The organism is Micromonospora coxensis, assembly GCF_900090295.1.
GTDB classification, from domain to species: Bacteria; Actinomycetota; Actinomycetes; order Mycobacteriales; family Micromonosporaceae; genus Micromonospora; species Micromonospora coxensis.
Genome location: NZ_LT607753.1, coordinates 288,053 through 308,399 on the forward strand (window position 1 = coordinate 288,053; position 20,347 = coordinate 308,399).

Genomic DNA, 20,347 nt, shown 5'->3' on the forward strand with positions numbered 1-20,347 from the left:
CGCCCTGCGGGGGTGCTGCCTCGCCGACCGGGGTTTGCCGGCCGGTGCTACGGGGGACACAACCAGCTCGGCACTGTCCGTCATTCCGGCAATGCCGCCTGCGCCGTCGGGTGCGGCACGGGTCACCCCGCGATCCGGACGGTCGGGCACGAGCCACCCGGCGCGGAACCGGGCGATACCGGACGACGGGCCCCCGCCGCGACGCCTACCGGCAGGTGGTGCCGAACCGGACGGGCGGGCCCGCCGGTGACGTCAGGGGCGGGCGGCGCCGAACCGGACGAGGACGTGCCAGAGCATCTTGAGGTGCTGCACAGTGTCCGCGGTCGGTCCCCGGTCGACCCAGCGTTCGGGCTCGCGGACCACCGAGGCGGCGGCGCGGCCGATCACGGCGGCGTCGATCAGCTCCCCGGGGCGGGCGAACTCGGCGTGCACCCGGGCGGCGAGGGGCGGGACGTCCGGGCCCCGGAACTGCGGGTCGACGGCCTGCACCGGCAGGGCGAACCCGGTGTGGAAGAGCAGCGCGACGCCGTACCGGTCCGCGATGCCGGCCAGCACCGCGCCGGTGTCGGTGTCCCGGAACGACGGGTCGACGACCAGGGCCTCCACGTCCCGGGCCAGCTCGATGCCGCCGTGGATCTGCGCCTCGACGTAGTCGTCCAGCGCCCGGCCGGCGGCGCCCGGCCGCCACGCCTGCTGCTCCCGCCGGGCGAGCAGGGTGGCCGCCAGCCGGCCGGTGTCCATCCCGGCGACGCCGAGGCTGATCCCCGTCCCGGCGGTCGCCTCCAGCAGGGCGGCCAGGATCGGCTCGCACACGTCGACGGTGCCCAGGTGTTTCGGGCCGAGGTGGCTGTCGCCGAAGCAGAACGTGCTGCGGGCCAGCACCTCCGGGCGTAGCCGCAGGTGGCAGGAGCCGAACCGGGGGCAGGCGCCGTCGGGGTGGTCGAGCAGGTTCAACCCGCCGTACGTGGGCCGCTCCCGCGCGCGTACGCCCGGCCGCTGGTACGCCCCGCCGAACAGCCGCTCCTCCCACCGGTCCCGATCCCCACCCGGGTACGCGGTCAGCCCGCCGTTGGAGATGCCGGTGACGAACTGGCTGCGGTAGACCCCCTCGTCGGCCAACGCCTCGGCCACGGTGCGACCGTCGGCGAGCAGCCGGTCCGGGTGGAAGTTGACGGTCAACCGCCCGTACCCGGTGACCGCCGCGACGAGTTCCTCGGGCCGGTGGTCGGCACCGGATCCGGCCAGTCGGCGGGCGATGGCCGCCAGTGCCACCGGACGGTCCCGCAGGGCGGTCTCCCGCACGTGACGCAACGCGGCGGACTGCGCCGGGGTCAGGGCGACGGGGCGGGTCGACATGATCAGCAGTATCGGCGCCGACCCGGGCGGAGTCGAACGGATTGGGCCGAATCCGGGTGCCGCGGCCGGGGTCGGACCGACCGAGCGGTGCCGACGCCGTCCATGGTGGCCCGTTCGTCCAGGTCGCGCAGGTCCTGGCCGAGGGTGAGCCGAGGGGGTGGCCCCGACGAGCGGTTACAGTGAGGGCGCGCCGACCGGAAGGCGATGACGGTGACGACAGCAAGCGCGGTGGCCGACCAGGTCCGCCTCGGTGACCACGTCTGTTGGGTCCACGACGACGAGGGCGATGGTCTGCGGGCCGCCGGACGGTTCGTCGCCGGCGGGCTCCGGCTCGGCCACAAGGTGCTCTGGTTCACCGACGCCCTGCCACCGTCCGTCGCCCGGGCCCACCTCGACGGGCAGGGCCCGACCACCGAGGCCGCGCTGGCCTGCGGTCAGCTGCGGATCGTGCCCGCCGCCGAGGCGTACCTGTCCGGCGGACGGTTCGTGCCCGAGGCGATGCTCGACGCCCTCGCCGCCGAGATCGAGCGGGCCCGGCGGGCCGGTCATCCGGGGCTGCGCGTGGTCGGCGACATGGGGTGGGCGCTGCGCCACGGCGCGTCCGTGACGGACCTGTGCCGCTACGAGGCCGAGGCGAACCGGCTCTTCATCGACGGCCACGCCGCCGGCATGTGCCTCTACGACCGCCGCCTCTACCCCACCGAGTACCTCCGTCCGGCCTCCACCGCGCACCCGGCCACCGTCGCGCCCGGCGCCGGGCACGCGTGGGCGCCGCTGCTGCGTGCGTACCGCACCCGGGATCCGCACGGGCTGCGGCTGGTCGGCGAGGTCGACCGGAGCAACCGGGGCGCGTTCGCCGCCATGCTGGACCACGTGACCGGGCGGGGCACCAACGAGCGGGCCACCGTGCTGGACGTCTCCGAGTTGAGCTTCGCCGACGTGGGCGCCGCGAGCGCCCTGGTCCGGGCGCGCCGCAACGCGCCCTCGCCCGTCCGTCTCGTCGGCTGCCAGCCGGCGTTGACCCGCCTGCTCGACCTGGTCGACGCCGCCGGCCCGGCGGAGGGCACGGCATGACGATCGTCGGCACGACGGGACCGCGCCCGGGCGGCCTGGTGCACGAGGGACTGTTCTACCGGGACCGGACGGAGCTGCTGGCCGCCACGGTGCCGTTCGTCCGCGACGCGCTGGGCCGGGACGAGCCGGTGCTGGTGGCCGCGCCGGCCGACCGGCTCGCGCTGATCCGGGCCGCGGTGGGCGCCGACGACGGCCGGGTCCGCTACACCGACATGACCGAGGCCGGACGCAATCCGGGGCGGATCATCCCGTGGGTGCTGCAGGCGTTCCTCGACCGGCACGCCGACCGCCGGGTCCGCGTCATCGGCGAGCCGGTGTGGCCGGGGCGCACCGAGGCGGAGCAGCCGGCCTGCGCCCAGCACGAGGCGCTGATCAACTCGGCGTTCGCGGACCGGGACGTGCACATCCTCTGCCCGTACGACGCCGCCGGTCTCGCCGCCGGGGTGCTCGCGGACGCCTGCCGCACCCACCCGGTGCTGGTGGACGCCGAGGGACGCCGGCTCAGCCCCGCCTTCGCCCCGGCGCAGGTGGTGGCCGGCCACAACAAGCCGTTGCCGGTGCCCGACGAGCCGGTGTCCGTGCTGCGGTACGGCCTCGGCTCGCTGCCGGAGGTGCGCCGGTTCGTCACCGGGCACGCCGTCGACGCCGCGCTGGACCCGGACCGGGTCGCCGACCTGCAGATCGCGGTGACGGAACTGGCCACCAACAGCATCGCGCACGCCGGTGGCGGCGGGGTGCTGCAGGTGTGGCGCACCGGTGAACACCTGGTGTGCGAGGTCCAGGACGACGGTTGGCTGGACGATCCGCTGGCCGGGCGGCTCGCGCCCCGGCACGACGGCATCGGCGGGCGCGGCCTGGTGATCGTGCACGCGCTCTGCGACCTGGTGCTGGTGCACAGCACGGCGGTCGGCACCACGGTCCGGGTGCACATGCGCCGCGACGGCGGGGCCGGCCGGTGAGCGGGGCGTACGAGCTGCGGCCGATCGGCCGGGTCGAGTCGCCGCTGACCGATCCGGCGGACGCGCCCCGGCAGGGCGACGAGGGCGCACCGCCGTCCTGGCTGGTCTTCTCCCCGACCGTCGCGGCCGGGCTGGGCGACCTGCGTCCCGGTGCCGAGGTGCTGGTGTTGACGTGGTTGGACCGGGCCCGCCGGGACGTCCTCACGGTGCATCCGCGCGGGGACCGCAGCCGGCCGGAGGCCGGGGTGTTCAGCACCCGCTCCCCGCACCGGCCCAACCCGATCGGGCTGCACCGGGTGCGGGTGCTGGCGGTGGACGGCCTGCGGCTGCGGGTCGCCGACCTGGAGGCGGTGGACGGCACGCCGGTGCTGGACGTCAAGCCGGTGCTCGGCCCGCCCGACGAGCGCTGACGCAGCGGCCGGGGCGCGTCGGGGCCCGTCGGGCCTGCGGGGTCGGCTCGTCGGGCAGGGCGGGTTCGCCTCCGGGCGCGCCGGGGGCGGACGGTCAGTGTCCCCGGGCGATCCACTCGTCGAGGTGCGGGGCCTCCGCGCCGATGGTGGTGCTGTCGCCGTGTCCGGTGTGCACGACGGTCTGCGGCGGCAGGGTCAGCAGCCGGGTGCGGATGGACTCCACGATGGTGCCGAAGTCGCTGTACGAGCGGCCGGTGGCGCCGGGGCCGCCGGCGAAGAGGGTGTCGCCGGTGAAGACCGCGCCGAGGTCCGGCGCGTGGAAGCTGCACGCGCCGGGGCTGTGCCCGGGGGTGTGCAGCACCCGCAGGGTGGTGCCGGCGACCTCGACCACCTGGCCGTCGGCCAGGTCGCCGTCGGGCGCGCGGTCGGGGTGGACCACGTCCCAGAGCACCCGGTCGGCGGGGTGCAGCAGCACGGGCGCGCCGGTGGCCCCGGCCAGTTCGGGCGCGACCCGGACGTGGTCGTCGTGGGCGTGGCTGGCCAGGATCGCCCGTACCCGCCGGCCGCCGACGGCGCGCACGATCGCGTCGACGTCGTGCGGCGCGTCGATGACGACGCACTCGTCGTCGTCGCCGAGCACCCAGACGTTGTTGTCGACGTCGAAGCTCTGCCCGTCGAGGGAGAAGGTGCCGGAGGTGACCGTGTGGTCGACGCGGACGCTCACGGGAAGACCACCACCGAGCGCAGCACGTCGCCGTGGTGCATCCGGGTGAACGCCTCCTCGACCTGCTCCAGCGCGATCTCCTCGGTGACGAAGGCGTCCAGGTCGAGCCGGCCCTGCCGGTACAGCTCGGTGAGCAGCGGGAAGTCGCGGCTGGGCAGGCAGTCGCCGTACCAGCTGGACTTGAGCGCCCCGCCCCGGCCGAAGACGTCCAGCAGCGGCAGGTCGACGGTCATCTCCGGGGTAGGCACGCCGACCAGCACCACGGTGCCGGCCAGGTCACGGGCGTAGAAGGCCTGCTTCCAGGTCTCCGGACGGCCCACCGCGTCGATGACCACGTCGGCGCCGAAGCCGCCGGTGGCGGCCCGGATCGCCTCGACCGGGTCCTCGGCGGAGGCGTTCACGGTGTGAGTGGCGCCGAACCTGCGGGCCCAGTCGAGCTTGCGGGCGTCGGTGTCGACCGCGACGATCGTCGTCGCGCCGGCCAGGGCCGCGCCGGCCACCGCGGCGTCGCCGACCCCGCCACAGCCGATCACGGCGACGGAGTCGCCCCGGGTGACCTGCCCGGTGTTCATCGCCGCGCCGAGGCCGGCCATCACGCCGCAGCCGAGCAGGCCCACGGCGGCGGGCCGGGCGGACGGGTCGACCTTGGTGCACTGCCCGGCGTGGACGAGGGTCTTCTCGGCGAACGCCCCGATGCCCAGGGCCGGGCTCAGTTCGGTGCCGTCGGTGAGGGTCATCCGCTGGGCCGCGTTGTGGGTGTCGAAGCAGTACCAGGGGCGACCGCGCCGGCAGGCCCGGCACTGGCCGCAGACGGCCCGCCAGTTGAGCACCACGAAGTCGCCGGGCGCGACCTCGGTGACGCCCGCGCCGACGGTCTCGACGATGCCGGCGGCCTCGTGGCCGAGCAGGAACGGGTAGTCGTCGGTGATGCCGCCCTCGCGGTAGTGCAGGTCGGTGTGGCAGACCCCGCAGGACTGCACCTTCACCACCGCCTCGCCGGGCCCCGGGTCGGGCACCACGATGGTGGTGACCTCGACCGGCGCGCCCTTGCGCCGTGAAATGACTCCCCGGACCTCCTGGCTCACGCTCTCCTCCTGCTTCCCGGCCGGTGACGGCCGCGCGTCGGTCACGCCTCTCCACCGAACCTAGCGCGATCAGCCCCCGCGCCCCGCCGGCCCGCCGGACACGCCGCCCGCGCGCCGGTCGCGCGCCGCGACCGCGCCGGCTCCCTCTCGGATACGCGGACAGCCCGGCCGGTGATGGCCGGGCGCTGCCGGTCCACCGTCCGGGTGTCCCACCGTCGATCGCTCTCGGTGACCTCGAGACGATCGACAGACGGTCGTGTCGGCGCGGCAGCCGTCGGGTGTCCGACGGCCGACCGACGGACACGGCAGTACGGCCGGCGCCCGATCAGGGGCCTTCCGACCGCCTGCACGCCGAGCCCTCGGATCAGGGGCGGAGCGACTCAGCCGCGGTCGCCCACCGGTTGCGCCGACCGGGCGGCGGCCAGCTCGGTGGCGTGCCGGCGGCGGGCGGCGTTGCGGTGGCGCAGCACCTGGACCGCGCCGAGCACCCAGAGCAGGTACTGCACGGCGAACGCCCAGCGGTACGCGGCCAGGTCGGGGGTGGCGCCGGCCGGGGTGGCCAGGTCGAGGACCAGACCGACGGCGAGGATCAGCAGGATCGAGGCGACGAAGCCGCCCACGTTGACGATGCCGGTGGCACTGCCGATGCGGTGCACCGGGTTGGCGGTGCGCGCGTAGTCGAACCCGATCACCGAGCCGGGGCCGTTGACCGCCAGCACCAGCACCAGCGTCACCAGCAGCCAGTGCGGCGCCCGTCCGGGCCAGGCCAGCACGGCGGCCCAGACCGCCGCGGTGGCGGCGGTGATCGCGAAGACCAGCACCGAGCGGTGGAACGGGTGCCGGGCGCAGAGCTGGGCGACGACCGGGCCGCAGAGCAACGTCGCGACGGTCATCAGGGTCAGCAGCGAGGCCGCGGCGGTCGGTGACAGACCCTGCCCCTGGACGAGGAACGGGTAGCCCCAGAGCAGCGCGAAGACCGCGCCGGAGAACTGGGTGACGAAATGGGTCCACAGTCCCAGCCGGGTGCCCGGGTGCTCCCACGACTCGGCGAGCCGCCGGCGTACGGTCGCCAGGTCGGGGGCGACGGCGGTGGCGTGCTCCCGGTGCGGGGTGTCCCGGACGGCGGCGGCGACCATGAGCAGCACGGTCACGCCCACGGCGGCGGCGGTGAGGAAGGCCGGGGTCCAGCCGGCGTGGTGCAGCAGCGCCACCAGCGGCACCGCGCCGAGGATCGCGCCGAGCTGGCCCAGGGTGCCGGTGAGCTGCACCATCAGCGGGTTGCGCCGCCCGGGGAACCAGAACGCGACGATCCGCAGCACGCTGATGAAGGTCATCGCGTCACCGAGGCCGACCAGCACCCGGGCGGCCACGGCCAGCCGGACGTCGGTGGCGACGGCGAAGCAGAGCTGGCCGGCGACCATCAACGCGCCACCGGCGAGCAGCAACCGGCGGGATCCGTACCGGTCGAGCAGCACCCCGACCGGGACCTGCATGACCGCGTACACGGCGAGTTGCGCCACCGAGAAGGTGGCCAGCGCGGAGGCGTTGATGTCGAAGCGGTGCGCGGCGTCGACCCCGGTCACGCCGAGCGAGCTGCGGTGGAACACCGCGGCCACGTACGCGCTCAGCGCCACCGCCCAGACGGTGCCGGCGCGGCGGCGCGACCCGGTCGGGTCGTCGGTCACCGCAGCGTCCGCAGCACGGTGGCGGCGTTGTCGATGTGCGCGCCCACCGTGTCGAGCCAGCGCTGCGGGTCGTCGCCGTCGAGGGCGGCGAGCTGGCCGGCGTGCTCGGTGAGGGCCACCTCGGCCCAGCCGGGCGAGAGCCGGAAGCTGGCCTCGCCCATCCGCAGTTGCCGGTCGCGCAGCCGGTGGTACAGCTCGGCGAGGATCTCGTTGCCGGCCGCCTCGACGACGCCGGCGTGGAAGGCCCGGTCGGCCTCCATCAGCGCGCGCAGGTCACCGGCGGCGTGCGCCGCGCGCATCCGGTCCAGCCAGCCGGCCAGCACCGGTCGCAGGGTGTGCCGCCGCGGCCAGACCCGTTCGGCGGCGTGCAGCTCGACCAGGCGGCGGGCCTCGATCACGTCGGTGATCTCCCGGGCGCTGACCGGTCGGATGAGCGCTCCGCGCTTGGGGTAGAGCGCGACCAGGCCCTCGGCCTCCAGGCGGAGCAGCGCCTCGCGCACCGGGGTGCGCGACACCTGCGCGGCCTCGGCGATCTCGCCCTCGCTGACCAGCAGCCCGCCCGGGTAGACCTGCTCCAGGATGCCGCGTTTGAGGTGGCGGTAGGCGCGCTCCGCGGCCGAGGGGACGGTGGCGCGCTGCTGCGAAACCCGGGGATGCGTCATGTATCTATGATGTGTCCCGCACTGCCGGCCGGGGCTCGGCGGGTCGGGCGGGGTGCGACAGGCCACACCCGGGCGGTCGGATCAGCCCGGCCGCAGGCCGATCAGGCCGTCGCCGTCCAGGGCGAAGCCGGTCCGGAACGGGCCGCCGAGCCGGTCCAGCAGGTTGGTCAGCCAGCGTGCCTCGGCCGGCGACGCCCGCTGCAGTCGCATCCGGCGCATCCGCACCGGGGCCAGACGCAGCCGGGCCAGTCCGTCGGCGTCGAACGTGGGCAGGTGCAGCAGCCGCAGCTCCGGGCGGTACGACTCCTGCCCGCCGATGCCCTCGTAGTCGTCGACCAGGTCGCCGGCGCCGTAGAGGATCAGCGCGCCCCGGTGCACCTCGATCGGGCGGGGGTGGTGCGAGGAGTGGCCGTGCACCAGGCGTACCCCCGCCTCGACCAGCCGGTGCGCGAACCGCACCTGCTCGGGCGGCACGTCGTACCCCCAGTTGGATCCCCAGTGCACGGAGACCGCCACCAGGTCGTCCGGGCCGGCCTCGCGGTCGATCCGCGCGACGAGCGCGGCGGCGCACGCCTCGCTCGCCTCCGGCAGGTACGCCACCCCGGCCCGCCGGTCGGTGGCCGCCCAGTGCGGCGGCACACCGCTGGACGGGGTGCCCACCGACCAGAGCAGCAGCCGGCGACCGCCGCGCAGCGCGACCCGGGCCGGACGCCACGCCTCGTCCTCGTCCCGGCCGGCCCCGACCGGCGTGATGCCGGCCCGGCGCAGCGCGTCCAGGGTGTCGGCGAGCCCGTCCGGGCCGAAGTCGAGCACGTGGTTGTTGGCCAGCGCGCAGACGTCGAGCCGGGCGGCGGTGAGGCAGGCCAGGTTGTCCGGGTGCATCCGGTAGTGGATCCCCTTGCCGGCGGCGAAGTCGCCCCGGCCGGTCACCGAGGTCTCCAGGTTGACGATCCGCGCGTCGGGCCGCAGCTCGTCGAGGAGTTCCCGCGCGTCGCCCCACGGCCAGTCCGGCGGGGCCGGGCGAGGGATCGGCCCGGACACCGTCTCGGCCAGCTCCACGTACCGGCGGGCGTCGGTGACGGCCTGCTCGCGCAGCTCCGGTGGGCCGGGCCGGGGCAGGATCTGGTCCACGCCCCGACCGGTCATCACGTCCCCGCTGAGGAAGAGGGTCACCTCGTCGTCCGGCACACCGTCGCATTCCCGCCGGGAGCCGCTTCGCACCCTCCCGGGCCAGGGGAATCGCCGGACGGGGCGTGAGCGGCGACGGCGCGGGTACCAGGGCGGCCATGACGGTGGACGTGACGGTGGTGGTGGCCACCCGCAACCGGCGGGAGCAGCTGCTCGACGTGCTCGCCCGGCATCCCGGGCCGGTGGTCGTGGTGGACAACGGGTCGGACGACGGGACCCCGGAGGCGGTGGCGGCGGCCCACCCCGAGGTCCGGCTGGTCCGGCTCGGGGCGAACCTCGGCGCGGGCACCGCCCGCAACGTCGGGGTGGCGCTGGCGCGCACCCCGTACGTCGCGTTCGCCGACGACGACTCGTACTGGGCGCCGGGCGCCCTGGACCGGGCGGCGGAGATCCTGCGGGCGTACCCGCGCACCGGGCTGGTCACCGCACGGGTGCTGGTCGGGCCGCAGGCCCGGCTCGACCCGATCTGCGCCGAGATGGCCGCCGCGCCGCTGGGCGCCCCGGCGGACGCGCCCGGCCCGTCGGTGCTGGGCTTCCTGGCCTGCGCGGTGGTGCTGCGCCGCGCCGCGTTCACCGACGTCGGCGGGTTCGCCGACCGGCTCGGGACGTACGGCGAGGAGGCGCTGCTGGCGATGGACCTGGCCGCCGCCGGCTGGCGGCTGGCGTACGTGCCGGAGCTGGTGGTGCACCACCTGCCGTCGCCGTCGGGGCGTGATCCACGGGCCCGGCGGCGGCAGGAGGCGCGCAACCGGGTGCTGACCACGGCGCTGCGCCGGCCGGTGGGGGTGCTGGGTGCGGTGGTGGCCGAGACCTGGCGGGACCCCGAGCGCCGCGCCGGGCTGCGTGACGCGGCCCGGCAGCTCGGCTGGGTGCTGCGCCGGCGGCGCCGGCTGCCGGCGGCGGTCGAGGCGGACCTGGCCGTGCTGGAGGGCCGGGCGCCGGCCCGGCCGCCGGTCACGGCGAGCGCCGCGGCGGCCGGGGCGGGCGTCGACTGACCGACGACATCCGCAGCTGCCGTGCGGATGGCACGACTACCCGGGTCGGGCGGCCCGACGCAGCGGCGGGCGGGCCGGGACTCGTTCCCCGGCCCGCCCGCCGCTGCGGTCAGTCGGTCGCCGCGACCGTGGCCGACCGGCCGCCGGTGGCCGGCCGGGCCTCGGTTGCCCAGAAGTCCACCAGCATCCGGTGGAACTCCTCGGCCCGCTCGACCTGCGGCAGGTGGCCGCAGTCGGTGAACAGGTGGGTGCGGGCCTTCGGCAGCCGGGCGCGGGCCGCGTCGAGGTGCGTGGCCGGGAGGATGAGGTCCCGGTCGCCCCAGACGATCAGCGTGGGGACGTCCCGCTCGGCCACCCGGGCCAGCAGCTCGTCGCGCCACTGCGGCCGTACGCCCCGGAAGGTGCCCAGGTGACGGCAGGTCTCCAGCATCACCCGCGCCGTGTACGGCTGCCCGGCCAGCTCCAGCGCGTACGCGATCCGCTCGTCGGTGACAAAGGACGGGTCGTGGAAGAGGGTCCGCTCCACCCGGCGGGCCGCGGCCCGGCTCGGGCGCAGCAGCAGCCGGCCCAGCGGACGCAGCGTCAGCAGCCGCAGCGCGAGGGTCACCTCCTGCCCGAAGCCGGCGCTGTTGACCAGCGCCAGGCTGGCCACCCGGTCCGGCTCGGCGGCGGCGACCTGCATGGCGACCGCCCCGCCGAGGGAGTTGCCGACCAGGTGCGCCGGCTGGTCCACGCCGACGGTGTCGAGGTACCGCCCGACGAAGCGGCCCAGCGCCGGCAGGGTGCACGGCTCGGCCATCGGCAGCGAACCGCCGTAGCCGGGCAGGTCGACGCTGTGCACCCGGAACCGCGACGCCAGCAACTCGTGCTGTTCGGTGAAGTCGCGCAGCGACCGCCCGATGCCGTGCAGCAGCACCACCGGCGGTCCGTCGCCGTCGACGCGGTGGCGTACCCGCCGGCCCTCGACGGTCACGTGCCGGGGACGCAGCCCGGCCGCGGCGCTCACGCCTGCTCCCCGGTGGACAGCTGGGACGTGGCGGCCGGGCGGGTGGCCCGGCGGGCCGGGTCGGCGGCGGCGCGGGCGAGCCCGACCGCGAGGACCCGCCCGTACGAGGCGGGTGCGACCCGGGCCAGCAGGTCGGGCAGCTTCGCCGACCAGCCGATCAGCACCCGGCCCCGGCGCCGCCGGACGCCGCGCAGGATCACCTCTGCCGCGGTGGCCGGTGGGATGGACAGCAGCTTCTCGAACTGGCGCAGGCCGGTCTCGTACTCCTCGGGGGCCACGCCGCTGCCCACCCGGGCGTTGCGGGCGATCGCGGTGGCGATGCCGCCGGGGTGCACCGAGGTCACCCCGACACCGTCGTCGACAAGTTCGTGGCGCAGCGCCTCGGTGAAGCCGCGCACGGCGAACTTGCTGGCCGAGTAGGCCGCCTGCCCGGCCGGGGCGATCAGTCCGAAGAGGCTGGAGACGTTGACCAGGTGGGAGCCGGGCTCGGCCTTGAGCGCCGGCAGCAGCGCGTGGGTCAGCCGGACCACCGCCCGGAAGTTGATGTCGAGCACCCAGTCGAACTCGTCGAGGGTGACCTGGTCGAAGCGTCCACCGAGGGCGACCCCGGCGTTGTTGGCCAGCAGCCGCAGTCGGGGGTGGCGGGCGCGGATCTCCGCGGCGACCCGGTCGGTGGCGGCCGGGTCGGCCAGGTCGACCACGTGGGTGTCGACCTGGCGGTCGGGGTGGGCGGCGCGGATCGCCGCCGCCACCGCGTCGAGCCGGTCGGCGTCCCGGTCGAGCAGGACCAGGTGGCTGCCGCGGCGGGCGAGCCCGTGGGCGAGGGCCTCCCCGATCCCGCTCGCGGCGCCGGTGACCACAGCGGTCCCGGCGGTGAAGACGAATGGTCGCACGCGGCCTCCTTGCGGCGCGGATGGTGCCTGGTGGTGGTGTGGTGCTGGTGGGACCCGGTCGTCAGGCGACCGGCGCCCCGGCGGTGCGGGTGTCGGCCGACGCCGCCGACCCGGTGGCCCGGGAGAAGCGGACCCCCTCGTCGACGAGCCGGCCGTGCTTCATCAGGATGACGTCGCGGGCGTAGTTCTGGTGGAGCCGCCACGGGGCCCGGGTGCCCTGCTTGGGCAGCACGTCGAGGCTGCGCAGCACGTACCCGGACTTCAGGTCGATCAGCGGGATCCGCGCGGCGTCGGTCGGGGCGAGCGGGGTGACGATCTGCTGGCCGGTGTCGTCGAGGTGGCGCAGCAGCCGGTTGACGTACGTGGCGACCAGGTCCGCCTTCAGCGTCCACGAGGCGTTGGTGTAGCCGATCGTCATGGCGAAGTTCGGCACGCCGGAGAGCATCATCCCCTTGTACGCCACGGTCCGTGCCAGGTCGACGTCGACGCCGTCGACGACGAGGCGCATGCCGCCGAGGGCGAGCAGTTGGAGCCCGGTGGCGGTGACCACGACGTCGGCGGGCAGCTCCTGCCCGGAGCCGAGCCGGATGCCGTCGGGGGTGAAGGTGTCGATGGTGTCGGTGACCACCGCGGCGCGTCCCGCCGCCACCGCGTGGAACAGGTCGCCGTCGGGCACCACGCAGAGCCGCTGGTCCCACGGGTCGTAGCGGGGTGAGAAGTGCCGGTCCACGTCGTACCCGGCGGGGAGCCGGCCCTTCGCGGCGCGGCGCAGGAACGCCTTCACCAGCTTCGGCGCGCGCCGGCTGAGCTGGAAGTTGGCGGTGCCGAGCAGCACGTTCTTCCAGCGCACCGCCGGGTAGACGGCCTTCTCCGGCAGCCAGCGCCGCAGCGTGTCGGCGACGACGTCGCGCGACGGCAGCGAGATCACGTACGTGGGCGAGCGCTGGAGCATGGTGACGTGCGCGGCCCGCTCGGCCAGCGCCGGGACCAGGGTCACCGCGGTCGCGCCGCTGCCGATCACCACCACCCGCCGGCCGGTGACGTCGAGCTGCTCCGGCCAGTGCTGGGGGTGCACCAGCCGGCCGGTGTACGTCTCGACGCCGGGGAAGTCGGGGGTGTAGCCGGCGTCGTAGCGGTAGTACCCGGAGCAGGTGTGCAGGAACGAGCAGGTGAGCACGACGGCCTCGTCGGTGTCGTCGCGGTGGGCGTGCACGGTCCAGCGGGCGGTGGCGCTGTCCCACTCGGCGCGCACGACCCGGTGGTGGAAGCGGATGTGCGCGTCCACGCCGTACTCGCGGGCGGTCTCGCGCACGTACTCGCGGATGGCGTCGCCGTCGGCGATGGCCTTCGGGTTCGTCCACGGCTTGAACGCGTAGCCGAGGGTGAACATGTCCGAGTCGGAGCGGATGCCGGGGTAGCGGAACAGGTCCCAGGTGCCGCCGATCGCGCCGCGCGCCTCCAGCACGGCGAAGGTCGTGTCGGGACGGTCGCGGCGGAGGTGGCAGGCGGCGCCGACGCCGGACAGGCCGGCTCCGACGATGAGCACGTCGACGTGGTCGGAGGCCATGGCATCTCCCGAGGCGAGGCAGTGGACCGGACACTATCCACCGCCGTCGACATGCGTCAACACCCTGTCGAGGAGGATCGACATCGTGTCGAGCGCGGGTATCATCGACGCCCATGACGACCGCGCGCACCCCCGCGCCGACTCGGACCGGACGCGGACGCCGCTCCGGGCGCTCGGCGGGCGACGACCGGGAGTCGGCCATCCTCGCCACCGCCGAGCGGCTGCTGGGGCAGCGGGCCTTCGGGGAGATCTCCATCGACGACCTGGCCCGTGGCGCGGGCATCTCCCGGCCGACGTTCTACTTCTACTTCCCGTCCAAGGACGCGGTGCTGCTGACCCTGCTGGACCGGGTCACCGAGGAGGCCGACCGGGCCGCCGGTGACGTGCTGGTGCACCTCGCCGACGACCCGCGCGCCCGCTGGCGGGAGCTGATCAGCCGGTTCCACGCCACCTTCGGCGCGCACCGCGACGTGGTGCTCGCCTGCGCCGAGGTGCGCGGCACGAACGCCGAGGTGCGCCGGCTCTGGGCGACGGTCCTGGAGCGCTGGGTGCAGGCCGTCGAGGCGGCCATCGAGGCGGAACGCCGCCGGGGCGCGGCCCCGCCCGGCCTGCCCGCGCGGGACCTGGCGATCGCGCTGAACTCGATGAACGAGCGGGTCTGGTACGCCACCTTCGCCGGGGACGGGCCGGCGGTGGCCGAGCGGGACGTGGTCGACGTGCTGCTCGACGTCTGGTTGACCGGCATCTACCGCACCAGCACCCCGGCCTGAGCTTGCCGGGTCACCGGCCGCGCAGCACCGCGCCGAGGACGGCCACGCCCTCCTCGATCTCCCCCGGCGCGATGGCCGCGTAGCCGAGGACCAGCCCGGCCGGGTACGGGCGCTGGGCGTGCCAGGACAGCGGTTGCGTCTTGACGCCCCGGCGCAGCGCCTCGGCCGCGAGCACGACGTCGGGCGGGCCGGCGGGGTAGGTGACGGTCAGGTGCAGTCCGGCCGCCGCGCCGTGCACGGTGGCCCCGGGCAGGTGCCGGGCCACCGCCCGGATCATCGCGTCCCGGCGGCGCACGTGTCGGCGGCGCAGCAGGCGCAGGTGCCGGTCCAGGTCGCCGGAGCACATCAGCTCGGCCAGCACCAGCTGCGGCAGGACGGCGTTGCCCAGGTCGGCCATCCGCTTGGCGGCCACCAGCGCGTCGCGCTGCCGGGGCGGCGCCAGCACCCAGCCCACCCGCAGCGCGGGGGCGAGCAGCTTGGAGACGCTGCCGGTGTACCAGACCCGCTCGGGCAGGGCGGCCCGCAGGGCCGGCACGGGCGGGCGGTCGTACCGGTGCTCGGCGTCGTAGTCGTCCTCCAGCACCAGCCCGCCGTCGCTCGCCCAGTCCCGCAGCCGGCGCCGGCGGTCGCCGTGCAGCACCACGCCGGTCGGGAACTGGTGCGCCGGGGTGAGCAGCACGGCCGGGTGCCCGGCGGCGGCCAGCGCGTCGACGCGCAGCCCGTGCCCGTCCACCGGCACCGGCGGGGTGTCCAGCCGCCAGTTGCGCAGGTGCTGGCGCACGCCGAGCGAGCCCGGGTCCTCCACGGCGACGGTGTGCACGCCCTCGTCGTGCAGGACCTGGGCGAGCAGGCCGAGGGCCTGGGAGACCCCGGCGACGACCACCACCTCGTCCGCCTCGACGCGGATCCCCCGGGTGCGGGCCAGCCGCTGGGCCACCGCGAGGCGCAGGGCGGGGGCGCCGCGCGGATCGCCGTAGCCGAGGGCGGCGGCGTCGAGGTGGCGCAGCACGACGCGTTCGGAGCGCAGCCAGGCCGCGCGGGGGAAGGCCGCCAGATCGGGGACGCCGGGCGACAGGTCGATGCGGGCCGGCGCGGTGCGCAGCGCGTCGAAGATCTCGACGCCGGGCGACGGCACGAACAGCGCCTCCGGCGGTGGCGGGGTGGGCGTGACCGGCGCGAGCGGCGCGGCGGCCGGCGCGGCGACGACGACGGTGCCGGCCCGGCCCCGGCCGGCGACGTGCCCCTCCTCGGTCAGCCGTTGGTACGCCTCGACGACCACGCCCCGGGACACCCCGAGTTCGTCGGCGAGCACCCGGCTCGCCGGCAGCCGGGCGCCGAGCGGGACCCGTCCGTCGGCGATCGCGGCGCGCAGCCGGCCGGCGAGCCAGTCGGCCCGGCCACCGGCCGGCGCGGCCCCCACGTCGAGGTGCAGGAAGTCGGAGCCGGCCGTTATGGACCTGTCGGTCGGATCGGGTTTGGCCCTGGGCACCGGACCATTGTGGCAGCAGGGTGGACCCCGTGAGTATCGCGTTCCTGCTGGCCACGCTGGTCGTGGTCGCCACCCCGGGCACCGGGGTCGTCTACACCCTCTCCGCCGCGCTGTCGCGGGGGCGACGCACGGGGGTCGTCGCCGCGTTCGGCTGCACCCTGGCGGTGATCCCGCACCTGGTGGCGGCGGGCACCGGCCTGGCCGCGCTGCTGCACGCCAGCCCGACCGCCTTCGAGGTGCTGCGGTACGCCGGCGTCGGGTACCTGCTGTACCTGGCCCGGGTGACCGCCCGGGACCGCGCCGGGTTCACGCCCGCCGACTCGCCGGCCGAGCGCCCCGCGTACCGGGTGATCGGGTCGGCGGTGCTGGTCAACCTGCTCAACCCGAAGCCGACGCTGTTCTTCGTCGCGTTCCTGCCGCAGTTCGTCCCGGCCGGCGCCCCGGACGGCACCGCCCGGATGCTGCTGCACGGTGTGGTGTTCATGCTGGTCACCTTCGTGGTGTTCGCCGCGTACGGCCTGTCCGCCGCCGCCGTGCGCGACCGGGTGCTCGCCCGGCCCCGGCTGACCGACTGGCTGCGCCGCGTCTTCGCCGGCTCGTTCGTCGTGCTCGGCGTCTCCCTGCTGTTCGCCGAGAGGTAGGACCATGCGTTTCCAGCACTCCGCCCCCGTCCGGTCGGCGCACCCGACGCTGGTGGCCGCCGCGCTCACCGCCGACGGGCTGACCCCGCACGTCGACGTGCGCGAGCCGGTGGCGCACCTGCTCGCCACCGCCCGGGACCGGCTGGCCGGCGGCCCGGAGGGCGGCCTGCCCGAGATCCGGGCCTGGCGGCGGGCCTTCGCCGCGACCGGGCTGGCGCCGACCCGCTACCGGTGCGCGGCCGAGTCGCTGCTGCGCCGGCTGCGCCGCGACGGCGACCTGCCCCGGCTGCACCCGCTGGTGGACCTGTGCAACGCGCTGTCGGCCGCGTACGCCATCCCCGTGGCCGCGCTGGACCTGGACCGCGTCGCCGGTGACCTGGTGGTGCGCCCCGCCACCGGCGACGAGGAGTACGTCACCTTCACCGGCGACGTCGAGCGTCCCGAGCCGGGCGAGGTGGTCTTCGCCGACACGGCGGGGCGGGCGCACTCACGGCGCTGGACGCACCGGCAGAGCGGCTGGTCGGCGGTGCGCGACTCGACCAGCCGGGTGCTGGTGGTGGCCGAGGCGCTGCACCCGCGCGCCGACACGGACGTGCCGGCGCTGCACGACGCCCTCACCGGCACGCTGGCCGAGGTGTGGCAGGTCGACGCGCGCGGGGCGGTCCTGACGGCCGACGCGCCGGTGTTCACCGTGTCCGGCTGAGCGGGGCCACCCACGCCGCGCGACCTGATCCGTTCCGGTCGGCCGGGGTCGTGACGGCAATGGCGCGAGCGGCCCGGGGTCCGCCGGGCACCGTCTCGTCGGCGACCGGGGCGGCGCTCAGGCCGTCTCGCCCGGGGCGAGAGGGCGGTAGCCGGGGACCGTCTCGCCGAACCAGCCGTGCACGCTGGCCATGCCCCGCTCGTTGAGCTGGGCGTCGTGGATCGGATGTGCCCGCGCGGCGCCGACCGCCCGGGCGAAGCCGATCGCCTCGGTCAGCTTCAGCCAGGAACCCTGCGCGGGCAGCAGCAGCGTGCGCACCGGCTGCTCCGGCAGGTTCAGGGCGTCACCCGGGTGGTACACCTCGCCGTCGATGACGTACCCGAGGTTGGCGCAGTCGGGCTGGCCGTCGTGGATGACGGCGTGCCGGCCGCCCACGGCGGTGACCGTGAAGCCGGCCGCGTCGAAGCGCTGCCCGGCCCGGACCCGGGTCACCGGCAGCGGGGCCAGGGTGGGCAGGTCGGCGTCCTCGGGGGCGAACACCGGCACGCCGAGGCCGCGCAGGCGCAGCACGTCGGCGTGGTCGGTGTGCTCGTGGGTGACCAGGACGGCGTCCGCGCCGGCGAGGGCCGCCGGCTCGCTCCAGGTGCCCGGATCGACGACCAGCACCCGCCCCTCGCGTTCGATCCGGACGCAGGCGTGGGTGTACTTGGTGATCCGCATCGGCCGACGCTACCGCCGTGCGCGCCGCTCCCGTCGCCCCGTCCACGCCCGACTGCGCGCCGTCGTCGACCCGTGAGCGCGTCGGCGGGGCGCGCCGTGGCCCCGGCCGGGCTCCACCGGCGCCCCGCCCCGGGACGGTCAGGCCGAGACGGCGCCGCCGTCGTCGTCGCGCATGATCTGCTCGAACTCCCTCGGGGTGATCTCCTGCCGGCGCAGCCGGCGGGCGTTGGCGGCGAACCGGGCGATCGCCGCGCCCCGGGCCGAGTCGTCCTCGTCCTCGGCGGGCTCCGGCTCGCCGTGCAGCCGGCGCAGCGCGGCGGCCAGCTCGGCGTCGGCAGCCGGGCCGGCGCCCCAGCGGCGGGCCAGCTCGACGGTGCGGCCCAGGGTGTCCTCGCCCGGGCGCTCGGCGGCCAGGGCGGCGCGCATCATCAGGTGGAAGGTGACGGCGAGGGCGTCCGCGTCATCGGCGATCATGGCGACGACGGTAGCGCCACAGTGCGACAGTTCCGCCGGAGCGGGCCGGGCGGGACCGGCATGATCGGGGCATGGACCGAGGGCACCGCGCCGTCCCGCACACCGCCGACGTCCGCGTCGAGGCCTGGGCGCCGGACCGCGAGGGCTGCCTCGCCGAAGCGGTCGCCGCGCTGGTGGAGACCTTCGTCGACACCGCCGGCGCGCAGCCGCGCGGCGAGACGACGCTGGAGCTGCCGGCCGGCGACGACACCGACCTGCTGGTGGGGCTCCTCGACGAGGTGATCTTCCGGTTGGAGACCGAGGGGACGCTGCCCCTGGCGACCGAGGCGCGGGCCGTCGACGGCGGGCTGCGGGTGCGGTGGCGCACCGTGGACGCCGACGCGGTGGAACTGGTCGGCGCGGTGCCGAAGGCGGTCTCGCTGCACGGGCTGCGCTTCACCGGAGACGGCGCGGGCTGGTCCTGTGCGGTGACCGTCGACGTGTGACCCGCGCCCCCGACGGGCGCTCAGCCCTTGACCACGCCGATCGGGACCAGTCGCGCCACCCGCCGGCACAGCCCGGCGCCCTCGGCCGCCTCGACCACCGCCGCCACGTCCTTGTAGGCCGCCGGCATCTCCTCGGCCAGGCCGCGCCGCGACGCCCCGCGTACGGCGATGTCCCGGGCCTCGATCTCCCGGCGCGGGTCGTGCCCACGGACCGCCTTGGTGGCCTGCCGACGGCTCTGCACCCGGCCCGCGCCGTGGCAGGTGGAGGCGAAGGCCGGCGCGCCGGGCACCCCGGTCAGCACGTACGAGCCAGTGCCCATCGAGCCCGGGATCAGCACCGGCTGGCCGACCGGACGCAGGTCGTCGGGGAGGTCGGGATGCCCGGGCGGCAGGGCGCGGGTGGCGCCCTTGCGGTGCACGCAGAGCCGACGGCTCTCGCCGTCCACCCGGTGCTGCTCGATCTTCGCCAGGTTGTGCGACACGTCGTAGACCAGGTCCAGCGCGCGTCCGGTGCGGGTGGCGAAGACCCGGCGGGCCGCCTCGGCCAGCACCTGCCGGTTGGCCCGGGCGTAGTTGGCGGCGGCGGCCATCGCGCCCAGGTAGGCGCGCCCCTCGGGGGACGACACGGGCGCGCAGGCGAGCTGCCGGTCGGGCACCTCGATGCCGTACCGGGGCATCACCTGCTCCATGGCGCGGACGTGGTCGGTGCAGATCTGGTGCCCGAGGCCACGCGACCCGCAGTGGATCATGACGCAGACCTGACCGGGGCGCAGCCCGAACGCCGCCGCCACCGGCGCGTCGTAGACCTCCTCGACCGCCTGCACCTCCAGGAAGTGGTTGCCGGAGCCGAGGCTGCCCACCTGCTGCTGCCCCCGCTGCACGGCCCGCTCGCTGACCTGGGCCGGGTCGGCGTCGTCGACCGCGCCGTAGTCCTCGCAGCGTGCCAGGTCGCGGGCGTTGCCGTGGCCGCGTTCGACCGCGTACCGGGAGCCGCCGCGCAGCACCGCGTCGAGTTCGGCACGGTCGGCGAGCTGCCACACCGCGCCCCGGCCCATCCCCCGGGGCGTGGCGACGCTCAGGGCGTCCATCACCGCGTCGAGGACGCCGGCCAGCTCGGCCCGGTCCAGGTCGGCGGCGAGCAGCCGCACCCCGCAGGAGATGTCGAAGCCCACCCCGCCGGGCGAGACGACGCCGTCGGTGGCCAGGTCGGTGGCGGCCACCCCGCCGATCGGGAAGCCGTAGCCCCAGTGCACGTCGGGCATGGCGTACGAGGCGCCGACGATGCCGGGCAGGGTGGCGACGTTGGCGACCTGCTCCAGCGACCGGTCCCCCGCCGCGTCGGGCAGCAGGGACCGCGACGCGAACACCACCCCGGGCACCCGCATCGGATCGTGCCGGTCGATGCGGAACCGGTACGGCGCCTCCTCGACCAGGTCCATGCCCCGCGGCTACCCGCCGCGC

Annotated in this window: 21 protein-coding genes; 8 read left to right on the forward strand and 13 right to left on the reverse strand. The window is 76.0% G+C overall.

Features of this window, described 5'->3' with window-relative positions; translation table 11 throughout:
* Nucleotides 1-252 precede the first annotated feature (252 nt).
* The gene (locus GA0070614_RS01370; protein ID WP_088974270.1) at nucleotides 253-1,356 is read right to left on the reverse strand and encodes a DUF3626 domain-containing protein; all 1,104 of its coding nucleotides are present in this window, start codon (nucleotides 1,354-1,356) and stop codon (nucleotides 253-255) included.
* Nucleotides 1,357-1,566: 210 nt separating this feature from the next.
* Between GA0070614_RS01370 and GA0070614_RS01375 the strand changes: the two genes are divergently transcribed.
* Genes GA0070614_RS01375 through tsaA form a run of 3 tightly spaced genes read left to right on the forward strand, consistent with a single transcriptional unit; the run spans nucleotide 1,567 to nucleotide 3,799 of the window.
* Nucleotides 1,567-2,430: an MEDS domain-containing protein gene (locus tag GA0070614_RS01375; RefSeq protein ID WP_172892346.1), complete on the forward strand. Its 864-nt coding sequence runs from the start codon at nucleotides 1,567-1,569 to the stop codon at nucleotides 2,428-2,430.
* A complete protein-coding gene (locus GA0070614_RS01380; RefSeq protein WP_088974272.1) occupies nucleotides 2,427-3,389 on the forward strand; it encodes a sensor histidine kinase in 963 nt (320 codons plus the stop codon). Before GA0070614_RS01375 ends, GA0070614_RS01380 begins: the two co-directional genes overlap by 4 nt.
* Nucleotides 3,386-3,799 (forward strand): tRNA (N6-threonylcarbamoyladenosine(37)-N6)-methyltransferase TrmO, encoded by a 414-nt coding sequence (gene tsaA, locus GA0070614_RS01385; RefSeq protein ID WP_197701391.1) that lies wholly within the window; start codon nucleotides 3,386-3,388, stop codon nucleotides 3,797-3,799. The genes GA0070614_RS01380 and tsaA overlap by 4 nt, the downstream gene beginning before the upstream one ends.
* 94 nt (nucleotides 3,800-3,893) lie before the next feature.
* Here the strand turns inward: tsaA and GA0070614_RS01390 are convergent, their stop codons facing one another.
* From GA0070614_RS01390 to GA0070614_RS01410, 5 genes are all read right to left on the reverse strand, one after another.
* Complete coding sequence (locus tag GA0070614_RS01390; protein ID WP_088974273.1) at nucleotides 3,894-4,523, reverse strand: MBL fold metallo-hydrolase; 630 nt, start codon at nucleotides 4,521-4,523, stop codon at nucleotides 3,894-3,896.
* Complete coding sequence (locus GA0070614_RS01395) at nucleotides 4,520-5,608, reverse strand: S-(hydroxymethyl)mycothiol dehydrogenase (RefSeq protein WP_088979133.1); 1,089 nt, start codon at nucleotides 5,606-5,608, stop codon at nucleotides 4,520-4,522. The genes GA0070614_RS01390 and GA0070614_RS01395 overlap by 4 nt, the downstream gene beginning before the upstream one ends.
* 380 nt (nucleotides 5,609-5,988) lie before the next feature.
* Complete coding sequence (locus GA0070614_RS01400; protein ID WP_088974274.1) at nucleotides 5,989-7,293, reverse strand: MFS transporter; 1,305 nt, start codon at nucleotides 7,291-7,293, stop codon at nucleotides 5,989-5,991.
* Nucleotides 7,290-7,955 (reverse strand): GntR family transcriptional regulator, encoded by a 666-nt coding sequence (locus GA0070614_RS01405; protein ID WP_088974275.1) that lies wholly within the window; start codon nucleotides 7,953-7,955, stop codon nucleotides 7,290-7,292. Before GA0070614_RS01405 ends, GA0070614_RS01400 begins: the two co-directional genes overlap by 4 nt.
* 81 nt (nucleotides 7,956-8,036) lie before the next feature.
* Nucleotides 8,037-9,143: a CapA family protein gene (locus GA0070614_RS01410; RefSeq protein WP_088974276.1), complete on the reverse strand. Its 1,107-nt coding sequence runs from the start codon at nucleotides 9,141-9,143 to the stop codon at nucleotides 8,037-8,039.
* A gap of 98 nt (nucleotides 9,144-9,241) precedes the next feature.
* Here GA0070614_RS01410 and GA0070614_RS01415 point away from each other — a divergent pair, with 98 nt between their 5' ends.
* Nucleotides 9,242-10,138 (forward strand): glycosyltransferase family 2 protein, encoded by an 897-nt coding sequence (locus GA0070614_RS01415; RefSeq protein WP_088979134.1) that lies wholly within the window; start codon nucleotides 9,242-9,244, stop codon nucleotides 10,136-10,138.
* 109 nt (nucleotides 10,139-10,247) lie between these two features.
* On the opposite strand, the gene GA0070614_RS01420 is transcribed toward GA0070614_RS01415, so the two are convergent.
* The 3 genes from GA0070614_RS01420 to GA0070614_RS01430 all read right to left on the reverse strand — a co-directional run bounded on the left by GA0070614_RS01420 (nucleotide 10,248) and on the right by GA0070614_RS01430 (nucleotide 13,604).
* Nucleotides 10,248-11,144, reverse strand: a complete 897-nt coding sequence (locus GA0070614_RS01420; RefSeq protein WP_231933468.1) for an alpha/beta fold hydrolase — start codon at nucleotides 11,142-11,144, stop codon at nucleotides 10,248-10,250.
* Nucleotides 11,141-12,037 (reverse strand): SDR family NAD(P)-dependent oxidoreductase, encoded by an 897-nt coding sequence (locus tag GA0070614_RS01425; RefSeq protein ID WP_088974277.1) that lies wholly within the window; start codon nucleotides 12,035-12,037, stop codon nucleotides 11,141-11,143. The genes GA0070614_RS01420 and GA0070614_RS01425 overlap by 4 nt, the downstream gene beginning before the upstream one ends.
* 61 nt (nucleotides 12,038-12,098) lie before the next feature.
* Nucleotides 12,099-13,604, reverse strand: coding sequence for a flavin-containing monooxygenase (locus tag GA0070614_RS01430; protein WP_088974278.1), 1,506 nt, complete (start codon nucleotides 13,602-13,604; stop codon nucleotides 12,099-12,101).
* A gap of 113 nt (nucleotides 13,605-13,717) precedes the next feature.
* Between GA0070614_RS01430 and GA0070614_RS01435 the strand changes: the two genes are divergently transcribed.
* Nucleotides 13,718-14,374 (forward strand): TetR/AcrR family transcriptional regulator, encoded by a 657-nt coding sequence (locus GA0070614_RS01435; protein ID WP_088974279.1) that lies wholly within the window; start codon nucleotides 13,718-13,720, stop codon nucleotides 14,372-14,374.
* Between the two features lie 10 nt (nucleotides 14,375-14,384).
* Here the strand turns inward: GA0070614_RS01435 and pdxR are convergent, their stop codons facing one another.
* The gene (gene pdxR, locus GA0070614_RS01440; protein WP_088974280.1) at nucleotides 14,385-15,863 is read right to left on the reverse strand and encodes a MocR-like pyridoxine biosynthesis transcription factor PdxR; all 1,479 of its coding nucleotides are present in this window, start codon (nucleotides 15,861-15,863) and stop codon (nucleotides 14,385-14,387) included.
* Nucleotides 15,864-15,892: 29 nt separating this feature from the next.
* Between pdxR and GA0070614_RS01445 the strand changes: the two genes are divergently transcribed.
* Together GA0070614_RS01445 and GA0070614_RS01450 are read left to right on the forward strand one after the other, a co-directional pair.
* On the forward strand, nucleotides 15,893-16,504 hold the full coding sequence (locus tag GA0070614_RS01445) for a LysE family translocator (RefSeq protein ID WP_088974281.1): 612 nt from the start codon (nucleotides 15,893-15,895) through the stop codon (nucleotides 16,502-16,504).
* A gap of 4 nt (nucleotides 16,505-16,508) precedes the next feature.
* Nucleotides 16,509-17,207, forward strand: a complete 699-nt coding sequence (locus GA0070614_RS01450; RefSeq protein ID WP_088974282.1) for a B3/B4 domain-containing protein — start codon at nucleotides 16,509-16,511, stop codon at nucleotides 17,205-17,207.
* A gap of 117 nt (nucleotides 17,208-17,324) precedes the next feature.
* On the opposite strand, the gene GA0070614_RS01455 is transcribed toward GA0070614_RS01450, so the two are convergent.
* The gene (locus GA0070614_RS01455) at nucleotides 17,325-17,927 is read right to left on the reverse strand and encodes an MBL fold metallo-hydrolase (RefSeq protein WP_088974283.1); all 603 of its coding nucleotides are present in this window, start codon (nucleotides 17,925-17,927) and stop codon (nucleotides 17,325-17,327) included.
* 138 nt (nucleotides 17,928-18,065) lie between these two features.
* Nucleotides 18,066-18,401, reverse strand: coding sequence for a hypothetical protein (locus tag GA0070614_RS01460; protein ID WP_088974284.1), 336 nt, complete (start codon nucleotides 18,399-18,401; stop codon nucleotides 18,066-18,068).
* 71 nt (nucleotides 18,402-18,472) lie between these two features.
* On the opposite strand from GA0070614_RS01460, the gene GA0070614_RS01465 reads away from it, so the two are divergent.
* Nucleotides 18,473-18,886: an archease gene (locus tag GA0070614_RS01465; protein WP_088974285.1), complete on the forward strand. Its 414-nt coding sequence runs from the start codon at nucleotides 18,473-18,475 to the stop codon at nucleotides 18,884-18,886.
* A gap of 20 nt (nucleotides 18,887-18,906) precedes the next feature.
* Here GA0070614_RS01465 and GA0070614_RS01470 read toward each other — a convergent pair whose 3' ends face one another.
* Entirely contained in the window at nucleotides 18,907-20,325 is a 1,419-nt protein-coding gene (locus tag GA0070614_RS01470) for an RtcB family protein (protein WP_088974286.1), read from the reverse strand.
* Nucleotides 20,326-20,347 lie beyond the last annotated feature (22 nt).